At 52.6% G+C, this 17,483-nt stretch carries 11 protein-coding genes and 6 tRNA genes; 12 read left to right on the top strand and 5 right to left on the bottom strand.

Annotated elements, in window-relative coordinates; genetic code table 11:
- Position 1: 1 nt before the first annotated feature.
- Both LA756_RS04305 and LA756_RS04300 read right to left on the bottom strand, forming a co-directional pair.
- Entirely contained in the window at positions 2-1,309 is a 1,308-nt protein-coding gene (locus LA756_RS04305) for an APC family permease (protein WP_224438641.1), read from the bottom strand.
- 12 nt (positions 1,310-1,321) lie between these two features.
- A complete protein-coding gene (locus LA756_RS04300; RefSeq protein ID WP_224438640.1) occupies positions 1,322-2,089 on the bottom strand; it encodes an AraC family transcriptional regulator in 768 nt (255 codons plus the stop codon).
- Positions 2,090-2,272: 183 nt separating this feature from the next.
- Between LA756_RS04300 and LA756_RS04295 the strand changes: the two genes are divergently transcribed.
- From LA756_RS04295 to modB, 5 genes are read left to right on the top strand one after another with little or no spacing between them, the layout of a single operon-like run.
- Positions 2,273-3,649, top strand: a complete 1,377-nt coding sequence (locus LA756_RS04295; protein WP_224438639.1) for a DUF1501 domain-containing protein — start codon at positions 2,273-2,275, stop codon at positions 3,647-3,649.
- Positions 3,650-3,671: 22 nt separating this feature from the next.
- Positions 3,672-6,185, top strand: coding sequence for a DUF1549 domain-containing protein (locus LA756_RS04290; RefSeq protein ID WP_224438638.1), 2,514 nt, complete (start codon positions 3,672-3,674; stop codon positions 6,183-6,185).
- Between the two features lie 6 nt (positions 6,186-6,191).
- Complete coding sequence (locus tag LA756_RS04285; RefSeq protein ID WP_224438637.1) at positions 6,192-9,011, top strand: c-type cytochrome domain-containing protein; 2,820 nt, start codon at positions 6,192-6,194, stop codon at positions 9,009-9,011.
- 53 nt (positions 9,012-9,064) lie between these two features.
- Positions 9,065-9,871 (top strand): molybdate ABC transporter substrate-binding protein, encoded by an 807-nt coding sequence (gene modA, locus LA756_RS04280; protein ID WP_224438636.1) that lies wholly within the window; start codon positions 9,065-9,067, stop codon positions 9,869-9,871.
- Positions 9,872-9,874: 3 nt separating this feature from the next.
- Entirely contained in the window at positions 9,875-10,573 is a 699-nt protein-coding gene (gene modB / locus LA756_RS04275) for a molybdate ABC transporter permease subunit (RefSeq protein WP_224438635.1), read from the top strand.
- Between the two features lie 67 nt (positions 10,574-10,640).
- Here the strand turns inward: modB and LA756_RS04270 are convergent, their stop codons facing one another.
- Positions 10,641-12,941: a glycoside hydrolase family 2 protein gene (locus tag LA756_RS04270; protein WP_224438634.1), complete on the bottom strand. Its 2,301-nt coding sequence runs from the start codon at positions 12,939-12,941 to the stop codon at positions 10,641-10,643.
- Positions 12,942-13,515: 574 nt separating this feature from the next.
- Between LA756_RS04270 and LA756_RS04265 the strand changes: the two genes are divergently transcribed.
- The 7 genes from LA756_RS04265 (at position 13,516) to LA756_RS04235 (ending at position 15,820) form a co-directional block, all read left to right on the top strand.
- Positions 13,516-13,587 (top strand) — tRNA-Phe (locus LA756_RS04265).
- A gap of 44 nt (positions 13,588-13,631) precedes the next feature.
- A tRNA-Glu gene (locus tag LA756_RS04260) sits at positions 13,632-13,704 on the top strand.
- Between the two features lie 6 nt (positions 13,705-13,710).
- A tRNA-Ser gene (locus tag LA756_RS04255) sits at positions 13,711-13,796 on the top strand.
- A 10-nt stretch (positions 13,797-13,806) separates the two neighbouring features.
- Positions 13,807-13,880 (top strand) — tRNA-Leu (locus LA756_RS04250).
- Between the two features lie 118 nt (positions 13,881-13,998).
- Positions 13,999-14,074: transfer RNA gene (locus LA756_RS04245), tRNA-Leu, on the top strand.
- A 17-nt stretch (positions 14,075-14,091) separates the two neighbouring features.
- Positions 14,092-14,178 (top strand) — tRNA-Ser (locus tag LA756_RS04240).
- A gap of 154 nt (positions 14,179-14,332) precedes the next feature.
- Positions 14,333-15,820: a sulfatase gene (locus LA756_RS04235; protein WP_224438633.1), complete on the top strand. Its 1,488-nt coding sequence runs from the start codon at positions 14,333-14,335 to the stop codon at positions 15,818-15,820.
- Between the two features lie 117 nt (positions 15,821-15,937).
- On the opposite strand, the gene LA756_RS04230 is transcribed toward LA756_RS04235, so the two are convergent.
- Positions 15,938-16,264 (bottom strand): nuclear transport factor 2 family protein, encoded by a 327-nt coding sequence (locus LA756_RS04230; protein ID WP_224438632.1) that lies wholly within the window; start codon positions 16,262-16,264, stop codon positions 15,938-15,940.
- A gap of 99 nt (positions 16,265-16,363) precedes the next feature.
- Positions 16,364-17,248: an RNA polymerase sigma factor gene (locus LA756_RS04225; RefSeq protein ID WP_224438631.1), complete on the bottom strand. Its 885-nt coding sequence runs from the start codon at positions 17,246-17,248 to the stop codon at positions 16,364-16,366.
- Positions 17,249-17,483: the final 235 nt, after the last annotated feature.

Genomic DNA, 17,483 nt, shown 5'->3' with positions numbered 1-17,483 from the left:
TTTAATTGTTGTTAACAGACGAATGCAGACGCTGTGCAAGCAAATGCCAAATCAGCCCCAGCACAATGATTCCCAGCCCTATAAACCAGACGTATCGATCGACCCAAAACGAAAGAAACAAACAGGAGATCAGGCCGATAATGGGAAATATACGTGGATAAAGTCGTTCCGACTTCTTCAAACGTAACGCACACGCATTGGTAATGGCATAGTAAATTAGCACTGTAAACGCACTGAAAGACCAAGCCAGTTTGACGCTTCCCAGGCTGGCGATCGCCGAGATTACTAATGCCATGACAAGGGTCGCTATCCAAGGATCGCCGGTCTTCGAAGAAACGGATGCCAAGTCTTTCGGCATATCTCCTCGGCGGCCCATCGCAAACAGCACACGCGATAAACCAAGCAGCAGATTCAAGAGCACTCCTAACATGGCCGTGATTGCGCCCACGGACATCAGCACCGAAATACCAGGTAAGCTGAATGCCTGTGACACGGTTTGTAAGGGAGCGGCACCTGATACGGTTACTTCTGCTAAGCCGACAGCTCCGATGGTTTGAACACTAACCAACGCGACGCCGAAATAGATCAACATAGAGAGCCCTAGCGTTACGATTACCGCAATCGGGATGGTGCGTCTCGGGCTTTTGACTTCTTCACCCAGCGTCGCAATTCTTCCGTAACCCGTGTAAGCAACGAACATGAGTCCTACGGCTTGCGCGAACGAGGACGCAGAGCCTGAGCTTGGCATAATCTCCTGCCACGTCAGCTCACGCGCCCCGCCCGAAAGCATTCCGGCAAGAATGAAAACCCCAAGAGAAAGCAGCGTCGTTCCGACGATGATGGCATTTGCCTGGGCGCTGCGCCGGATGCCTCGAAGCACGATCAATGTCAATATCGAAATTCCCGCAAGCGATAGAGGAACCAGAAAGACAGTGGATTCGACGCCACAAAGCTGCAGGAGATAGCCTGAAAAGCCGAGCGCCGCAGTCGCTGCCGAGGCTGACTTGGCCCACAAGAATGTCCAACCTGCAAGAAAGCCTAGCGACGGAGTTAGCCAACGGTTTCCATATTCGTAGGTACCTCCACTAACGGGATGGTTTGCTGCCAGTTGAGCACTGCTTAGTCCATTGCAGATAGCGACTAAAGCCGCGACAACGATGGCCAGAATAACTGAATCTCCAGCGATTCCGGCGGCGATACCAATGCTGACAAAAACGCCTGTTCCCAGAATCGATCCGAGACCGGTGATCACCGCACCGGGAATACCTAGTTCGCGGCGTAAAGAAGTGGCATGCGATTGCGAAGTCATGAATTCATTACTTCAAGAAAGCGGTGGGGGAACGAGGCCAAGATTACCTGGCAGGTCAATTAATGCGTCTTGATACCGCATGCGATATTCTCTTGGCGAGGTCCCCATATACTTCCGGAACTGCCGCGTGAAGTAACTTTGATCATAAAAACCACAAGCAGTGGCGATTTGGGCGATTGATGCCTCGCTAGCCAACAGTTCATGGCACGCTGCGTGAATTCGCACGCGCAAAATGTACTGTTGAGGAGTCATGTGATAAAGCGCCTTGAAACGACGGTCAAACTGACTGATCGAAAGGTGAACCATCGCCGCGAGTTCATCCACGCGCAGCGGGGTTTCGTAGTTTCCCAGAACATAGCTGACGACCTTATCGAAACTATTTAACGTGCTGGAGACCGACTTCGCTTTCTCCAAGTCACGCATGACGCCAGCAATTCCGATAACGTCGCCTGCTGTTGAACGGAGTGGCATTTTGCTGGAAATAAACCACTTCAACTCACCCGGATTACTCGGAACAAGCCAAATTTGGTTCGGCAATGGTTTGCCCGATTCCATGACGGCCTGATCCTCGGCCATATACCGTTCGGCAAGATATCTCGGGTGAAGGTCGAGATCGGTTTTTCCGAGCATTTCGTCTTGCGATTCGCAGCCTCTCATTCGCCAGAGGTTTTCGTTGGCGGCGACGAAACAGCCTTCGCGGTCTTTAACGTAGTGAAATACGTCAGGAAGGTATTCAAAGAGCCCTGTAAGGGCAAGTTCGGCACCGATGGTATTACTCAATTGCCAATCTCCTTTTTATGGACGATGCGCAGATAATACCACACGATGCGGAAATATCCCTAGCGTTTCACGTTTCGGGCGGACTAGATTGTGTGAACCTTCCAATACTTCGCGCAAACTCCATCAATACTCCCCGAAGCAAAGCCGTCCTTTTCTTCAAGGCTTAACATTTAAGAGAACCCCATGTTCACGTTCCAAGGCCGTGGCAAATCGGTCACTTGTAACGGGCAGACTCGTCGCGATTTCCTGCAAGTGGGAACGCTCGGCGCAGTTGGCCTCAGTTTGCCTCATATGTTCGCTGCGAAAGCCAACGGTGCATTGAAGCCAGATCATGACGATCGCAATTGCATCATGATCTTCAACTTGGGGGCTCCAAGTCAGCTTGATCTTTGGGATATGAAGCCGGACGCACCCGCGGAAGTACGCGGTCCCTTCAAACCGATCTCGACGAAAAATCCAGACCTCCAACTATCGGAGATTTTGCCGCGTCACGCGGAAATTGCGGACAAGATTTCCTTGGTGCGATCGGTCCATCATACCGGGGCGGCCGTTCATGATGCTGGTTGGCAGATGATGCAGACCGGTCGGCTTTTCACCGGTGGTGTGAACACGCCTCACTTGGGATCGGTCGTAAGTTTTGAACGTGGACGCAAAACCGATTTGCCTGCATTTGCGGTGTTGCCTCAATTGATGGGGCGAGGCGGCGGCAACATGCCCAACGGCCAGGCAGGAGGTTTCCTGGGAAAAGCACACGATCCGTTTGTGCTTAATGCCGATCCATCCCAACCGAATTTTAAAGTGCCGGATCTTCTGCCTCCTGTCGAAATCGATACCAGCCGTCTCGATCGCCGTCGCCGGATTCGAGATCTCGTCGATCAAGCCACCTCTAACTTCGAGGCCAGCGAAAACGCCGATCTATTGGGAAACAACTTCGAGTCGGCTTTTCGGTTGATGACGAGTCCAAAAGCACGAGAAGCCTTCGATCTTTCCAAAGAGCCGGAAAAGGTGCGTCAGCGTTATGGAATGAATCGCTTCGGACAGTCTTGTCTGCTTGCCAGAAGGTTGATTGAAAATGGTGTTCGATTTGTCACCATCAATACCTTTTTGACCGTGTTTGGCGAAATTACGTGGGACATCCATGGATCGAAGCCGTTTACGTCGATCGCCGGAATGAAGAACATCGTCGCTCCACTCTACGACCAAGGGTATGCGGCACTAATCGAAGATCTCGATCAGCGTGGACTGCTCGATTCGACGCTTGTCTGCAACTTGGCCGAATTCGGACGCACTCCTCGAGTTAACCCGGCAGGTGGTCGCGATCATTGGCCGCAATGTTTCACGTGCGGCTTTGCCGGAGGTGGTGTTCAAGGGGGACGTATTGTCGGAGCGAGTGATCCTATTGGGGCCGTTCCCGCCGATCGGCCAGTTCAGCCAGCCGACGTTGCCGCCACGGTCTTTCATAGTCTCGGCTTCGATATGGAGCAGACTTTGCCAGGTCCTGGTGGCCGTCCATTCCCAATCGTCGATTCCGGTCACATGCCGATTCATGAATTATTCTAGACCCTCCGTCCTCGAGCCATTGATGACCACCCCCCTCCCCTTCACCACGCTAATCGCCTTTGGCATGATCTTCGCCGCATCCTCATTGGTGGCTGGCGAAGAGGCCGCGTTTCAACTGGTTCCTCAAGAGGTGGAGCTGAATTCACCCCATAGCCAACAGTTGCTCCTCGTTCAAAAAAAATTGGGCGAGCAGTTGCACGGCCAAGCCGACGAAAAGATCCGTTGGTCTTCCAGTGACGAAACGATTGCCACGGTTACCGAAGGTATCGTGCGACCCGTTGCCGACGGCAAAGTGACAATAACCGCGTCTCAAGGCGATCTATCGTCTTCCGTGGAAGTGAACGTAAGTGGTCAGGCAGCCACCGCCGAGACTAGTTTCCGGAACGATGTGCTTCCCATCTTGTCCAAAAGAGACTGCAACTCCGGAGCTTGTCACGGGGCACTTGCTGGAAAAGGTGGCTTTCGCCTATCGCTGCGGGGTTACGATCCGGAATCGGACTACTTCAACATTGTGAAGCAAGACAAAGGTCGTCGAATTGAATTGGCCGCTCCGGAATACAGTTTACTGCTCAACAAGCCAACCACGACCGTTCCCCATAAAGGAGGTCTGCTCCTTCCCCGAGACAGCGAAGACTTTCATACATTGGCCGAATGGATCGCGCATGGTGCCAGTCCACCGACGCCTGACGATGCGGTGATTGAAAGAGTCGAAGTTTATCCCGAGACATCGATACAAAAAATTGGTGCCCAGCAGCAGTTCTCGGCGCGGGCATTCTACAGCAATGGCGCGACCCGCGATGTGACTCGGTGGACGAAGTGGTCAAGTACAAACGATACAGTTGCTCAAGTTGACGAAGAGGGACATGCCACGGTCATGGGCCCAGGCGAAGGAGCGATCGTGGCGTGGTTCGACAGCAAGCTAGCCATTGCTCGGACGACCGTTCCATTTGACGAAGAGGTGAGTAAGGAAGATCTGCAACAAGCCGACTCGCGAAAGCCAAAGAACTTTATTGACGAGCATATCGACGCACAGCTCGCGCGGCTCAACTTGGTCGCGTCGCCAGATTGTACCGACGCGGAGTTTCTACGACGTTGTTACCTCGACACGATTGGACGACTACCTCGTCCAGAAGAGACACGAGCGTTCCTAGCCGATACGAGTGAGGACAAACGCACCAAGCTCATTGATAAGCTGTTAGAAAGCCCCGAGTTCGTCGACTACTGGGCTTATAAGTGGTCCGACATCTTAATGCTCAACGGTACGCTGCTGCGGCCTCAGGCGTTGAAGACTTATTACGAGTGGATTCATGACCACGTCGAGAAAAATACGCCGTGGGACCAAATGGTACGCCAAATTGTTACCGCGACCGGCGAAAGTACCGAGAATGGTGCGACCAATTTCTTCGCACTCAATCAAACGCCGGAAGACATGACCGAGAACGCATCGCAGGCGTTCATGAGCCTCTCGATCGGTTGTGCTAAATGCCACAACCATCCATTGGAAAAATGGACCAACGACCAGTATTACGCGATGGCCAATATCTTCTCACGCGTTAAAGCGAAAGGCTGGGGCGGAGAAAGCAGAAACGGCAATGGTGCGCGAACGTTGTACGTGGCAACGTCGGGTGAATTGGTACAGCCGCGAACAGGTAAGCCGCAGCCTCCTACTCCGCTCGACGGCGAAGCGATGGCGTTTGACGACCCGAACGATCGCCGTTTGAAGTTCGCGGATTGGTTGACATCGCCAGATAATCCTTACTTCGCGAAAGCGATCACTAATCGCGTGTGGGCCAACTTCTTCGGTGTTGGACTTGTCGAAGAAGTGGATGATTTGCGTGTATCCAACCCACCTAGCAACGGCCCTCTTTTCGATGCGGCGACGAAGCATGTGATCGATAATCAGTTCGATTTGAAATCGCTCATGCGTGTTATTCTTCAGTCGAACGCCTATCAGCGATCGAGCAAGCCGATCGCTGGCAACGAAGCCGAAAATCGCTTTTATAGTCGCTACTATCCCCGTCGACTGATGGCGGAAGTACTTCATGATGCCGTTGTTCAGGTAACCGGTGTCCCTTCCAAGTTCGACACGGTCGCTTTTCCTGGAAACGACAAACAGAAGACCGACTTCTACCCGGAAGGAACGAAAGCCATTCAGCTGTACGACTCTGCTGTCGAGAACTACTTTTTGAGCACCTTCGGACGAAACCCGCGGAACATCGTTTGTGAGTGCGAACGTTCCGATGAACCAACGATGGTTCAAGTCCTTCACATATCGAATGGAAATACCATCAACGAAAAGCTGAAGTCAAAGCAAAGCCAAGTCGAGACGTTGCTGCAACTCCGCCGAAATGGACTTTCCGATGACGCCATTGTTGATGAAATCTACCTGGCATGCTTTTCACGCTATCCAACTCCCGACAAGCGAAAAGAACTGGTTCAATTTCTTCCCCCACGGGATACTTCGGACGAACGCGAAACGATCGAAGACATTTTCTGGGGTTTGATGAGCACTCGCGAATTCCTTTTCAATCATTGATTCGTCATGAAATACGTTTCACTTACTCCCTTGGCCCTGATGATCGTCCTTGGATGTACTGCGCTAAGTGTCGCAGCCGAGGGGCCGTCGTACGCTGACAATATTGAACCGATCTTGCGGAAGTATTGTGTCGGCTGCCACAACGATACGGAACCGGAAGGCGATCTTTCGCTTCAGTCGTTCGATCCGCAGAAAACCGAGATATCTCTTGGCAAGCTGATCCAACCGGGTGACGCGAAGAACAGCCATTTAATGTCGGTGATTCGAGGGACCGCTGAACCGAAGATGCCTCCCGAAGGTGAACCGACCCCAAGCCAGAATGAGATCGAAGCGTTGGCAAGTTGGATTGATGCAGGCGCAGTGATGTCGTCCAAGACTGACAAATGGAAGCTTCCCGTTGCCCCCATTCAATCGGAATCCGATGTACGGCCAATTTCAGCGATGGCGATGTCGACCGATGGAAAGCAAATTGCGGTCGGGCGGTATGGGCAAGCTCAGATATTCAACGTGAGCGAGAATGGTGATTTCGATTTGAATAATCCGCAGATCGAAATCGACCAGTTGCCTGGCAAAGTAACTGCGATCCATTTCGATCGCTCAAACCACTCCGTAGCCATTGCGTCAGGCGTAACTGGCGTTGCCGGATACGCGGGCCTCTACTCGGTAAAATCAGGAGACCTGATTCGCTCGTTTGAAGGGCACAACGATATCCTCTTTGACGCCGAGATTTCTCCTAATGGAAAGTACCTGGCAACGTGTGGATACGATCGAAAGATCGTTCTTTGGGACATCGATTCCGGCGAAAAACTGCACGAGTTGTTAGGGCATAACGGGGCGGTCTATGACGTCGGCTTCAGTCCAGATAGCGAATTCCTGGTATCCGGCAGCGCGGATGATACCTGTAAAGTGTGGCGAGTACGCGATGCGATGCGGCTGGATACGTTACCGCAACCGTTAAAGGAAATTTATTGCTGCAGCTTTTCGCCCGATGGAAAAACGATCGTCGCCAGCGGAGCGGACAATAACCTCCGGGTGTGGAAGTTCGTCTCGAAGGATGGCCCGAAGATCAATCCCATGATTCGCGCACGCTTCGCTCACGAAGGTCCCGTGCAGCGACTTTTGTTTAACGAGGATGGATCGAAGCTGTTTACCGTCGGTAACGACCTGGCGGTGAAGCTGTGGGAGACGGCCGACTATACCGAGCTGAAACTGTGGGAAGATCGTCCCGAAGTTGCCATGGCGGCATGTTATCACCCAGCGAGTCAGACCCTCTTCTTGGGTCAGATGAACGGTCAGGTAGAACGCATCCAGTGGGCGGCCGAAAAGCAATCAACGAATGAGCCTGCGAACGTCCCTGTCATCGCGCCCATGCCCATAGCGTCCACCGAAATGGCTGCGATGGAAGAAAAAGAAGGAAACAACGACCCTGAATCGGCGCAGACTGTTGCGTTTCCTGCAACGATTAAGGGGGTAATCTTCAATAAGGAAGAATCGCCTGACATCGACTTCTTCCGATTCTCTGCGAAAGCAGGGCAAACGTGGGTGCTAGAAACAAACGCGGCTCGTCAGAAGAGTCTGCTCGACTCGCATATTTCGGTCTATCACACCGATGGAACGCCGGTCGAGCGCGTTCGACTTCAGGCCATTCGCGACTCCTACTTTACGTTTCGTGGGAAGGACGATGCGATATCGGACGACTTCCGAATCTTCAATTGGGAAGAGATGAAGCTGAACCAATACCTATACGCCAACGGTGAAGTGACTCGGCTTTGGCTTCACCCGCGTGGCCCTGATAGTGGTTTTCGGGTTTATCCTGGCCAAGGAAGTCGCTGGGGATTTTTCGATACGACGCCACTTGCTCATGCATTGGGAGAGCCCTGCTATGTGGTTCAGCCAGTCCCCACCGGACAAGCGATTGTTCCTAATGGACTGCCTGTCTTCACGCTTTATTACGAGAACGACGACGAATCTCGCCGGACGATGGGAGATGACTCGCGTTTATTCTTCACGGTGCCAGAAGATGGCGATTACCTGGTGAAAGTGCGGGATGTTCGTGGATTCGAAGGGGAGAACTTCCACTATGAACTGACCGCGCGGCCACGTAAGCAAGACTTTCGCGTCGATAACGCCTTCAAAGATATCAAGATTGGGGCCGAGAGTTACCGCGAAATCCGATTTCGCTGCACGCGGATGGATAACTTTGATGGCCCGATCATGGTGACCGTCGAGGGCCTGCCGGAGACATTTTCAGTGACCTCCCCCATCATTATCGAAGAGGGGCAGATTGAAGCGATGGGCGTGCTTCATGCCAAAAAGGATGCTAAGACGCTTACAGACGATCAAATGAAGAACGTCAAAATTTCTGCGTCGGCTGTCATCGAAGACGAAACCGTTTCCCACGACGTAGCAGGTTTTAAGAAGGTCGAAGTCCGTCAGGAAACGAAACTGGGTTTACGTATTGAACCTTCCGAAAAGGGAGCGCAGCCAATCGATACCGAAGGCGACGGGCCATTGGAGTTCGAGATCGAACCAGGCCAAACCATTATGCTAAAAGTCGTTGCCGATCGACGTGGCGAAAAAGGGAACATCAGTTTTGGCAAAGAAGGCGCCGGACGGAATCTCCCTTTTGCAGTGAATGTGGCGAATCTTGGGCTCAATGGCCTGATGATCATGTCTGACTTGGACGAACGTGAATTCTTTATCACGGCGGACGAAGTCGCCGAACCGACGTCACGTCTGTTTCATCTGCAAACGGGATCCGATGGGGGACACGCGACGCAGCCAATTCTCTTGCACGTTCGCCCCAGCCAAGACGCTCCCTTTTAGACTGGCTGCTGTTCTGCCTACAATACTCGGGTTCAAATTAGGGATTTCCGAGTATGTCAGGCGATCGAATTTCAGCTCCACTTCAACATGCCATCCGTGTTTTGCTGTTGGTCGGATCGCTGCTGGGATGTTCTCAGAACGCGAACGCTAAACGCGACACGGTAGTTATTCTTGGCGCCGCAAGCGTCAAGGATCTGCTGAACGATCTCGTCCTTGCCGCAAAACCTCATATCGGTCCGAGTGTCCAAATCGATATCAGTACGGGCCCTTCCCACGCTCTCGCCCAGCAAATTCTTAAGGGGGCTCCTGCCGATATCTATGTCTCAGCCAATCGCAAATGGGCTGACGAAATTGTAAGCACAGGGCAAACCAAGCTGGCTACCGATTGGCTTGCAAACTCTTTGGTAGTGGTCGTTCCGGTTAATTCGAAACAGAAAATATCCGTTGCGTCCGATTTAAAGTCACCAGAGATTAAGCGACTCGCCGTGGCCGGAGAAAACGTACCCGCGGGCATCTATGCGAAACAGGCCCTCACCGCGCTGGGGCAATGGGACGCACTCGTCGCGGCTGGCAAACTGGTTCATGGACACGATGTCCGTAGCACGCTTGCTTATGCGGAACGGGGCGAAGTCGATGCGGCGATCGTTTATCGGACCGATGCGATGCATTCTACTCAAGTTAAAGTAGTGACTGAGCTGTCGTCGGAAACTCACGATGCTATTGTTTATCCGCTGGTGCGTTTACAAACTGAGTCGGAAGCAGCCGACCGGTTGTATGCGTTTCTTTCGACTCCCGAGGCGGACGAGATTGTGAAGTCGCACGGCTTTCGGCTCTTCCGCGAAAATGCGGCGAAGGACTGACTTGTGAATGCGGATCAAATCGCTGCGATTCTCTTGAGCTTAAAGGTGTCTGTGATCAGTGTCATCCTGGGCCTCCCTCCGGGCCTAGCGTGCGGGTGGCTGTTGGCACGTCGAGAGTTCTGGGGCAAAACGATTGTCGAAACGCTCATCAATCTGCCGTTGGTCCTTCCGCCGGTGATCACTGGTTATCTTCTGTTGGTTGGTTTTGGCCGGCAGGGATACCTCGGCATGTTTCTCGAATCTGTCTTTGGTATTTCAATCATCTTTGATTGGAAAGGTGCAGCCGTTGCAGCGGCCGTCGTCGCGTTTCCGCTTATGGTGCGATCGATCCGGCTAGGGATCTCTTCGGTCGATCCAACTTTGGAAATGGCTGCCCAAACGCTCGGAGCAACTCCCTGGGATGCATTTTGGACGGTTACCGTTCCGCTGGCGCGTTCAGGCATTATCGCTGGGTGCATTCTTGCTTTCGCGCGGGGCTTCGGAGAATTCGGAGCCACAATCATGATCTCTGGAAACATTCCAGGCAAAACGCAAACAGTCCCTCTGTACGTCTACGATCAGATGGAGACGCCTGGCGGGGTCGAAAACGCAACGAGTGTCATCGTCGTATCCGTTTTGATTGCCGGGGCAGCTCTTTGGGTAAGCGAGCGATTGGAAAAGAGCGCCCGCAGTGCTAAGAAACAGGAATCGGACGTCACCTAAAAAAACTCCGAGACCGCCATCAAGCGACCTCGGAGTAGATCTTATCGTATTGGACGTTCGTCTCGTGCTATGGCAATAGCGGAGCGTGAATCGTTCGCAATTCCTCGGCGGGAATCTTAATTACCTTCCGATCGTACGTCATCAGCCCGTTAATCTCGCTTTCCACGTCGGTTGTCTGCGTATAGACGGCGCCTGCGATTCCTTTCGTCTTCAGGTCTTCCAAGATATCGATCGATTCCTGGTAGCGAGCCTGATATTCTTTCACCGAACGTGGCAAGCCGCCGTATCCCCAGTTGGCCTTGGTCTTCTTCCACAGATGCCCATCGACTGGCCAACCATGACCACCGAATTCGCCGACAACTTTCACCATGTCGTCCAACCGCTTTTGTTCTAGTGGAAAGCTTGGATGAGGATAGCTGTGCTGATCGGCAACGTGACCCACCGGCCAATAGTTCCCACCACTAGCAATGTTGACCAGTCGCGTCGGATCTCGCTTTAACGTCCATTCCCCTGTGGAGACCGTACGATGCTGTCCCCAGGCTTCATTGAATGGAACCCAAACGACAATGCTAGGATGACTATCCAGCGTATCGATCATCTCGTCGAATTCGTTGAGATATTGCGTGTGTGCTTCGTCCGTCCAATCGGCATCCGTGGGGTTAGGACGCATGCGAGTCCAGGGAGGACTTTTGCCGCCGCTGACTTGATCTTGCCAAACCATCATGCCGAGGCGATCGCAGTGATAATAGTATCGGCGGGGCTCGACTTTGATATGTTTGCGGATCATGTTGAAGCCCGCCGCTTGCAGATACTCGATGTCAAACAGCATCGCTTCATCCGATGGCGGAGTCAGAAGGCCATCTGGCCACCAACCTTGGTCGAGCGGGCCCCAATGGAAGATCGGTTGCCCATTGAGCGTAAACCGAAGATGGCCGTCCCGGTCGCGCATTGTTCCGACAGATCGGATCCCGGTATAGGTTCCGACCATATCAACAACGTTTCCTTCAGCATCCAGAACGGCAACGCTGATGTCGTACAAATGCGGCTGGCTAGGGGACCATAGCTTGGCGTTGGGAATTTCCATCACTAGCGACTCGTCAGCCGAAGTCACGTCCACCACGGGATTGCCGTTGTCGTACACGGTCGCTTTAAGTGAAACCTTTTTGGCTCCGTTGCCTTCCACGGTAGGAAACACTTGAATTCGACCAGTGTCCGGATCGGTCAAGATCTTAACATCCGAAACGTATGTCGCTGGAACTTGTTCCACCCAAACCGTTTGCCAGATGCCGGATACTTGCGTATACCAAATTCCTTCAGGCGTCAGTGTCTGCTTACCACGAAGCTGCCAGCCGCCGGTTTTATCTTCGACACGGACGACGATATCGTTCAATCCAGACTTAGCCGCTTTGGTAACGTCGATTGAAAACGGCGTGCTGCCGCCGACATGGCTACCCACTTCGATACCGTTGACGTAAACGCGACAAGCGTAGTCGACCGCCTCGAAATTCAATAGCGTGCGTTCTTCTTCTGTCGGTTGAAGTTCGACACTGCGGTGGTACCACAACGCTTCGGTCGGACGTAAATTGCGTTGAACGCCTGACAACTTCGATTCAATTGCGAAGGGAACCAGGATTTTGCCGTTCCACTGTTCCGGAATGTTATCCTGGTTCTCAGATGTGATCGCGTAGTTCCATAGCCCGTTCAAATTATCCCAGTTGTCACGCGTCATTTGAGGACGCGGATACTCTTGCCAAACATTGTCTTCGCGGACCTTCGATCCCCATTCGGTGATGAGATCGGACTGGTAGGGCTTTTCAGGGATTCGTGCCGGAGGAAGTTCAGGAACGTCGTTGGCATCGATCAAATGAATGTCAATGTACTGGCCGCCTGTGTCTTGCCGGGTATGTGCTGCAAGCACGTTGGTTCCCACTTTCAACGCTTCGACTCCTTCTGCTGTCAGCGGAAACACGTTGTAATCGACCGACCACTTAGTGAATGTGGCGACCTGTTTTCCATTGAGATAAACTTCCGTGTCTTCGTCATGGTGAATTAGAAGAGCTGGCTTCTCAGGAATCGATTCCAAGTCGTACGTGCGGCGAAGCCAGATATCGGTCGAATCCCAAACGGTCGCCACACGCGACTTGGGCGTTCCCCGCGTGCCGAAACCGCCATATCCCGTTTCCCAGTTCGTCGTATCGAACTGCGGATTCTGCCAGCCATCTTTTGGAGGAACAACCGTGTAATTCCAGGGGCCATCTATCGCATTAGGATCAGGTTCAGCGGATTGAACAGCCATAGGAAAAAGCATCACGGCACATGTGGTAAGCCAGCTAAACAGTTGGCTGCGTGAAGAGAAGTTTGGGGTCATGTCGTATCTCCGAAGTCACAACTGGGGCGATCGATTTTCTGCGGCAGGATTCCCCTATTCTGGCACAGAAATGGATCTCATCTAATGAGTTGCGGCGTAAAGCTTTTGAGTTCCATTGCGGACTGCAAATAGCCCAGGCAAGAGTCCGCGACTGCTTTAATCGTTGCCGAAGTAGTCGCAATTTCAATTCACTGAAATACGGTCGATTAACGATGCATTTGAAATAATGTGTGACAAAACCGGCGTGTTTTCGCCGTCAGGTGATCGAAACCCGAGTCCGCTTTTTTTTGCTTGAATTGGGCGAACCTATTCTCGACACGTTCGTCTATGTCGGTAAGGGATCGATTCCGTGGGGAATCACCAGTCAAGTTCGCAACGGAAATTGAAATCAATGACGCTTAGTCACCTCAATTCGTTTTCAACTCTTTTAGAAGAATCGAGCTGTACTTCATCGCGGTGCCTTGGTTTTTCGCGAGAGGCATTTGCGTTCTAGCTCCTGGATGGGAAATCGATCTTTCACCAAGGCCCGGAGTTGCAACGCATCCGGGCTTTTTTTGTGTCTTGATCCAACTTGGGACTGATAGCTGAGATGGTTTAGCGGCGGTTTGAAGAACCGCAGACGAGGATTCGAGCGCCTCTCAGTCCACTGATTGCCAGGCATGGTTTGCTTAATGCGAAACCAATTGCTTTGGCCCGTTCGACTTCGGGTGAGGTCACCAGTCTTTCAAGCTGGGCAGGTAGGGTTCGACTCCCACACGGGTCACTCAATGGAAGTCATCCGGCTGGATGAGGAGACTGTCTTGAAAACAGTTGGCGGTTTAACGCTGCTTGTGGGTTCGAGTCCCACGGCTTCCGCTCAAACACTAGCTCGGTAGGCAATTGGCAGACCACCTTGGCTCAGAACCAGGGATGCTGTGGGTTCGAGTCCCACTCGAGCTACTCCACGCATGGCTCAGTGGCTATTTGGTTGACCGCTCGAACTTAAACTTCGGGGACGTTGCGGGTTCGAATCCCGCCTGGGCCACTTGCTTGAGCGAGACAAGTAAAGACGATCGACGATCAGGTACGCAAATCGGAAAAGCGGCCACGGTGAGAACGTGGTGAATTTGTGGGTTCGACTCCCACCTTGGTCACTGAAATTCCTTTCAATGGAAGGTAGCCGAATACGGTTCGTCGGGCCGGTTTGCTAAACCGTGCGACCTTATGGGTCATGTGGGTTCAAATCCCATGCCTTCCGCTCTTATTGCTCGGTTTCTCGGTCGATTTGGCTGGGTTTACTTCTTCCAGGCTGGAAATTGCGTCTTCTATGACGCAAATTAGTGGGTAACATCCGGCCAATGATTCTTTGGCTCGCCCCCTGCACTCCCCCTTCGACCGAGGACATCATCCCCATGATTTTGCGGCGACTTCTTTGCCTGTTGATGATTCTTGCGTTTGCCCCAGCATTGATGGCTGCGGACGCTCCGAAAAAGCCTAATATCTTGTTCGTTCTGTGCGATGATCTGCGGCCAGATGCTGTGGGATGTCTGGGCAGCGAGCATGTGAAAACGCCCAACATCGATCGTCTAGCGAACGAAGGGCTTTTGTTTCGGAACTCATTCTGTACCACCTCGCTTTGCTCGCCGAGCCGGGCCTCGATTCTGACGGGACTGTACGCCCACGCGCACGGTGTCACCAATAACTTTACCGAGTTCCCGACCGAAACGGCAACTTTCCCCAAGCGATTGCAAGACGCCGGGTACGAGACCGCTTACATCGGCAAGTACCACATGGGCGAAGACAACGACGAGCCACGCCCCGGTTTTGATTGGTTTGTCACCCATAAGGGACAAGGAAAATACTTCGACACCGCCTTCAATATCAATGGACAAGGGGCGAAAGTTGTCGAAGGTTATTACACGCACGTTGTCACCAATATGGCAATCGACTGGCTAGAGAAAGACCACGGCGACAAACCATGGTGTTTGATGATTGGGCAGAAGGCTCCCCACAGTTTCTATTTTCCAGAACCGAAGTACGAGCACGCGTTCGACGATGTCCAAGTCGAGTATCCCAAAACGGCATTCGATCTGGAGGACAAGCCAAAATGGATCAAACAGCGGCTTAGTACCTGGCACGGGATCTATGGTCCGCTTTTCGATTGGCGTAAAGACTTTCCCGACGACAGCCCCGAAGGTGTAAAAGCGTTCGAGGATATGGTTCACGCCTACTGGGGAACGATCCTCAGCGTCGACGACAGCATGGGCCGTCTTTACGATTGGCTGGAAAAGTCGGGCGAACTGGACAACACGGTCATTGTCTTCATGGGAGATAACGGCCTGTTGGAAGGCGAACATGGCATGGTCGACAAGCGGACGGCCCACGAGATGAGCATCCGCGTTCCCTTGATCGTTCGCTACCCTGAACTTGGCAAAGGCAAGACGCTTGACCAACAAGTGTTAACCGTCGATATGGCTCCGACGCTGATTGAACTCGCTGGTGGAAAGCCGATCGAGAATATTCATGGAGCATCCTGGGCAAAGCTGGCCGACGGCAGCGATGACGATTGGCGAACATCGTGGATCTATTACTACGATTACGAGAAGCAATTTCCTTACACGCCGAACGTTCGAGCTTTGCGTACCGATCGTTGGAAGTACATCCGATACCCACATGGCGATGGTTCCCCTGATCGTCACATGGCCGAGTTGTACGACTTGCAGAACGATCCCAAAGAAACGAAGAATCTCGCTGCCGATGCAAAGCATGCTGATTTGGTTCAGTCGCTTCGCAAAGAACTGGACCAGGAAATGGCGAATGTCGGGCTGACTCCCAAGACGGACAAGATGCCCATCGATCAAGGGATCGGCCAAGAGTTGCCGGACGAAAAGATCCGCTAAACGGCGCGGCCCATTGTCATAAGCAGTGTTTCAACCATGAAGACGCGAGGCATATTTATCACTGCCTTCGCGTCTTGCTTTTGACGAGTAAGCTTCAGGCATTTCAAGCTCAACAGCTTACGGAGCAATTTCTAACGTCGCGATTTGGTCCCCTTCCAGCTCGAAGCGGAACCTCAAATCGGCCGGGCTACCGGGAAAGTTCCCCGTCAATCGACACGTGACAACAACTTTGCCATCCTCGTGAACGCTGTTGAACGGTTCGCAGGTGTAGTCGTATTTTGCGGCGATGTCGTCTTTCCATTGTCGGATTGCTGCCTGGCCTCGATAGGTGTTTCCTTCGTCTGTCACGACGGCACTTTCCGTGAAGCATCTTGCCACAGACTCGCCATTCAACTCATCCGCTTGGAAGTAATTGGTGACTGCTTGGGGAAGATTGAGACTCATGGTTTTCTCCTTCGAGTAAGTTTGTACTGAGGAACGCTTGTCCCTCAATCTCATGGACACTCAAAGGACCGGACTGTGACAGCTTCTCCAATTATTCTTTCAGCTTAGCCGCAATGTCCGCTGGATATCTTTCCGCTCTAAGAGTCGCTGCAGCCATTCAATTTCCTGCGTCGGCTGAAGAAAAGGATGATCCTGAAAGAGCTCGGTGTGCTGCCGTTCGACGATATCTTCGATGTCTCGAACCGTCTTCTCTGACATATCGCGCACCCGATCGAAGTGATCAGAAGTGAACAACAAGCGATTGGGATCGACATGGCCATGTTCGATGAAGCCCCGCGTCTTTTTCGGACAGCGGCAGGGATTGCTGGTGTTTACCAGTCCGCATTGGTTGTTCAGGAAGTTGTGCAGGTCGCGACGTGCCCGCGCAAGCGATTGACGAAAATTGGCGGGAGACATTTCCAGAACTTCGCCGCCGATCGTATCGGTCGCGCCAAGTATTTCTCCCAGGGTGAAGACTAGTCGTTGTTTGCGATCTAAGCAAAGCAGCATTCCCATCGTGCAGCTTGTTTTAGCTTCCTCAACGAGTATCGGTAGTGCTACCGGCATACTTCGTGGATCAGGCAGATCGGCATCGGAAATACCGTTGATTGCCGATCCATACTCGGCAAACGTCAGTCGGTGGGTCTCGGCTGGACGGCGTTTCATGTTCAGCACATGATTGGCAGCAATTCGATACAACCAAGTGCGGAACTTGCTTTCCCCTTTAAAAGTGCTCAGCTTCGTGATTACCTTGACGAACACCTCTTGGGTCACCTCTTCCGCATCTTGCGGCTCGAAAACCATCCGAACCGCAATGTTGTAGATCCATGCCTGATGCCGCAAAACCAGCGTTTCGAGCGCTGCGCGATCGCCCTGCTGGGCCGAGTTAACGAGCTCGACGTCGGTGGTATCGTCCAGGGCAATCTCCCGAAAGGGATTCAACATGGCCTTGGCTCCGGTAGTCCAAAGGGGTGATGAAAGAGCACGTGATTCCTAGGACTTAGACACGCGTAGGGCGAAGCTGTGACAACTCTCGTGATGAAAACCAGCGAATTCTGCTATTCGTGCGTCAGGTTTAGGAGGGATTCGTCAATCAACGATTCTATCATTCCGCCGCGGCATTCGGTCCAAGAGATTGGCCGGAACCAAGCGTAAGAGGATTCACCTGCGGCACCAAACT

It is taken from the genome of Bremerella sp. TYQ1 (assembly GCF_020150455.1).
GTDB lineage: Bacteria > Planctomycetota > Planctomycetia > Pirellulales > Pirellulaceae > Bremerella > Bremerella volcania_A.
The sequence above is the reverse complement of the archived record's forward strand: the minus strand, read 5'-3'. Positions and strand labels throughout refer to the sequence as shown.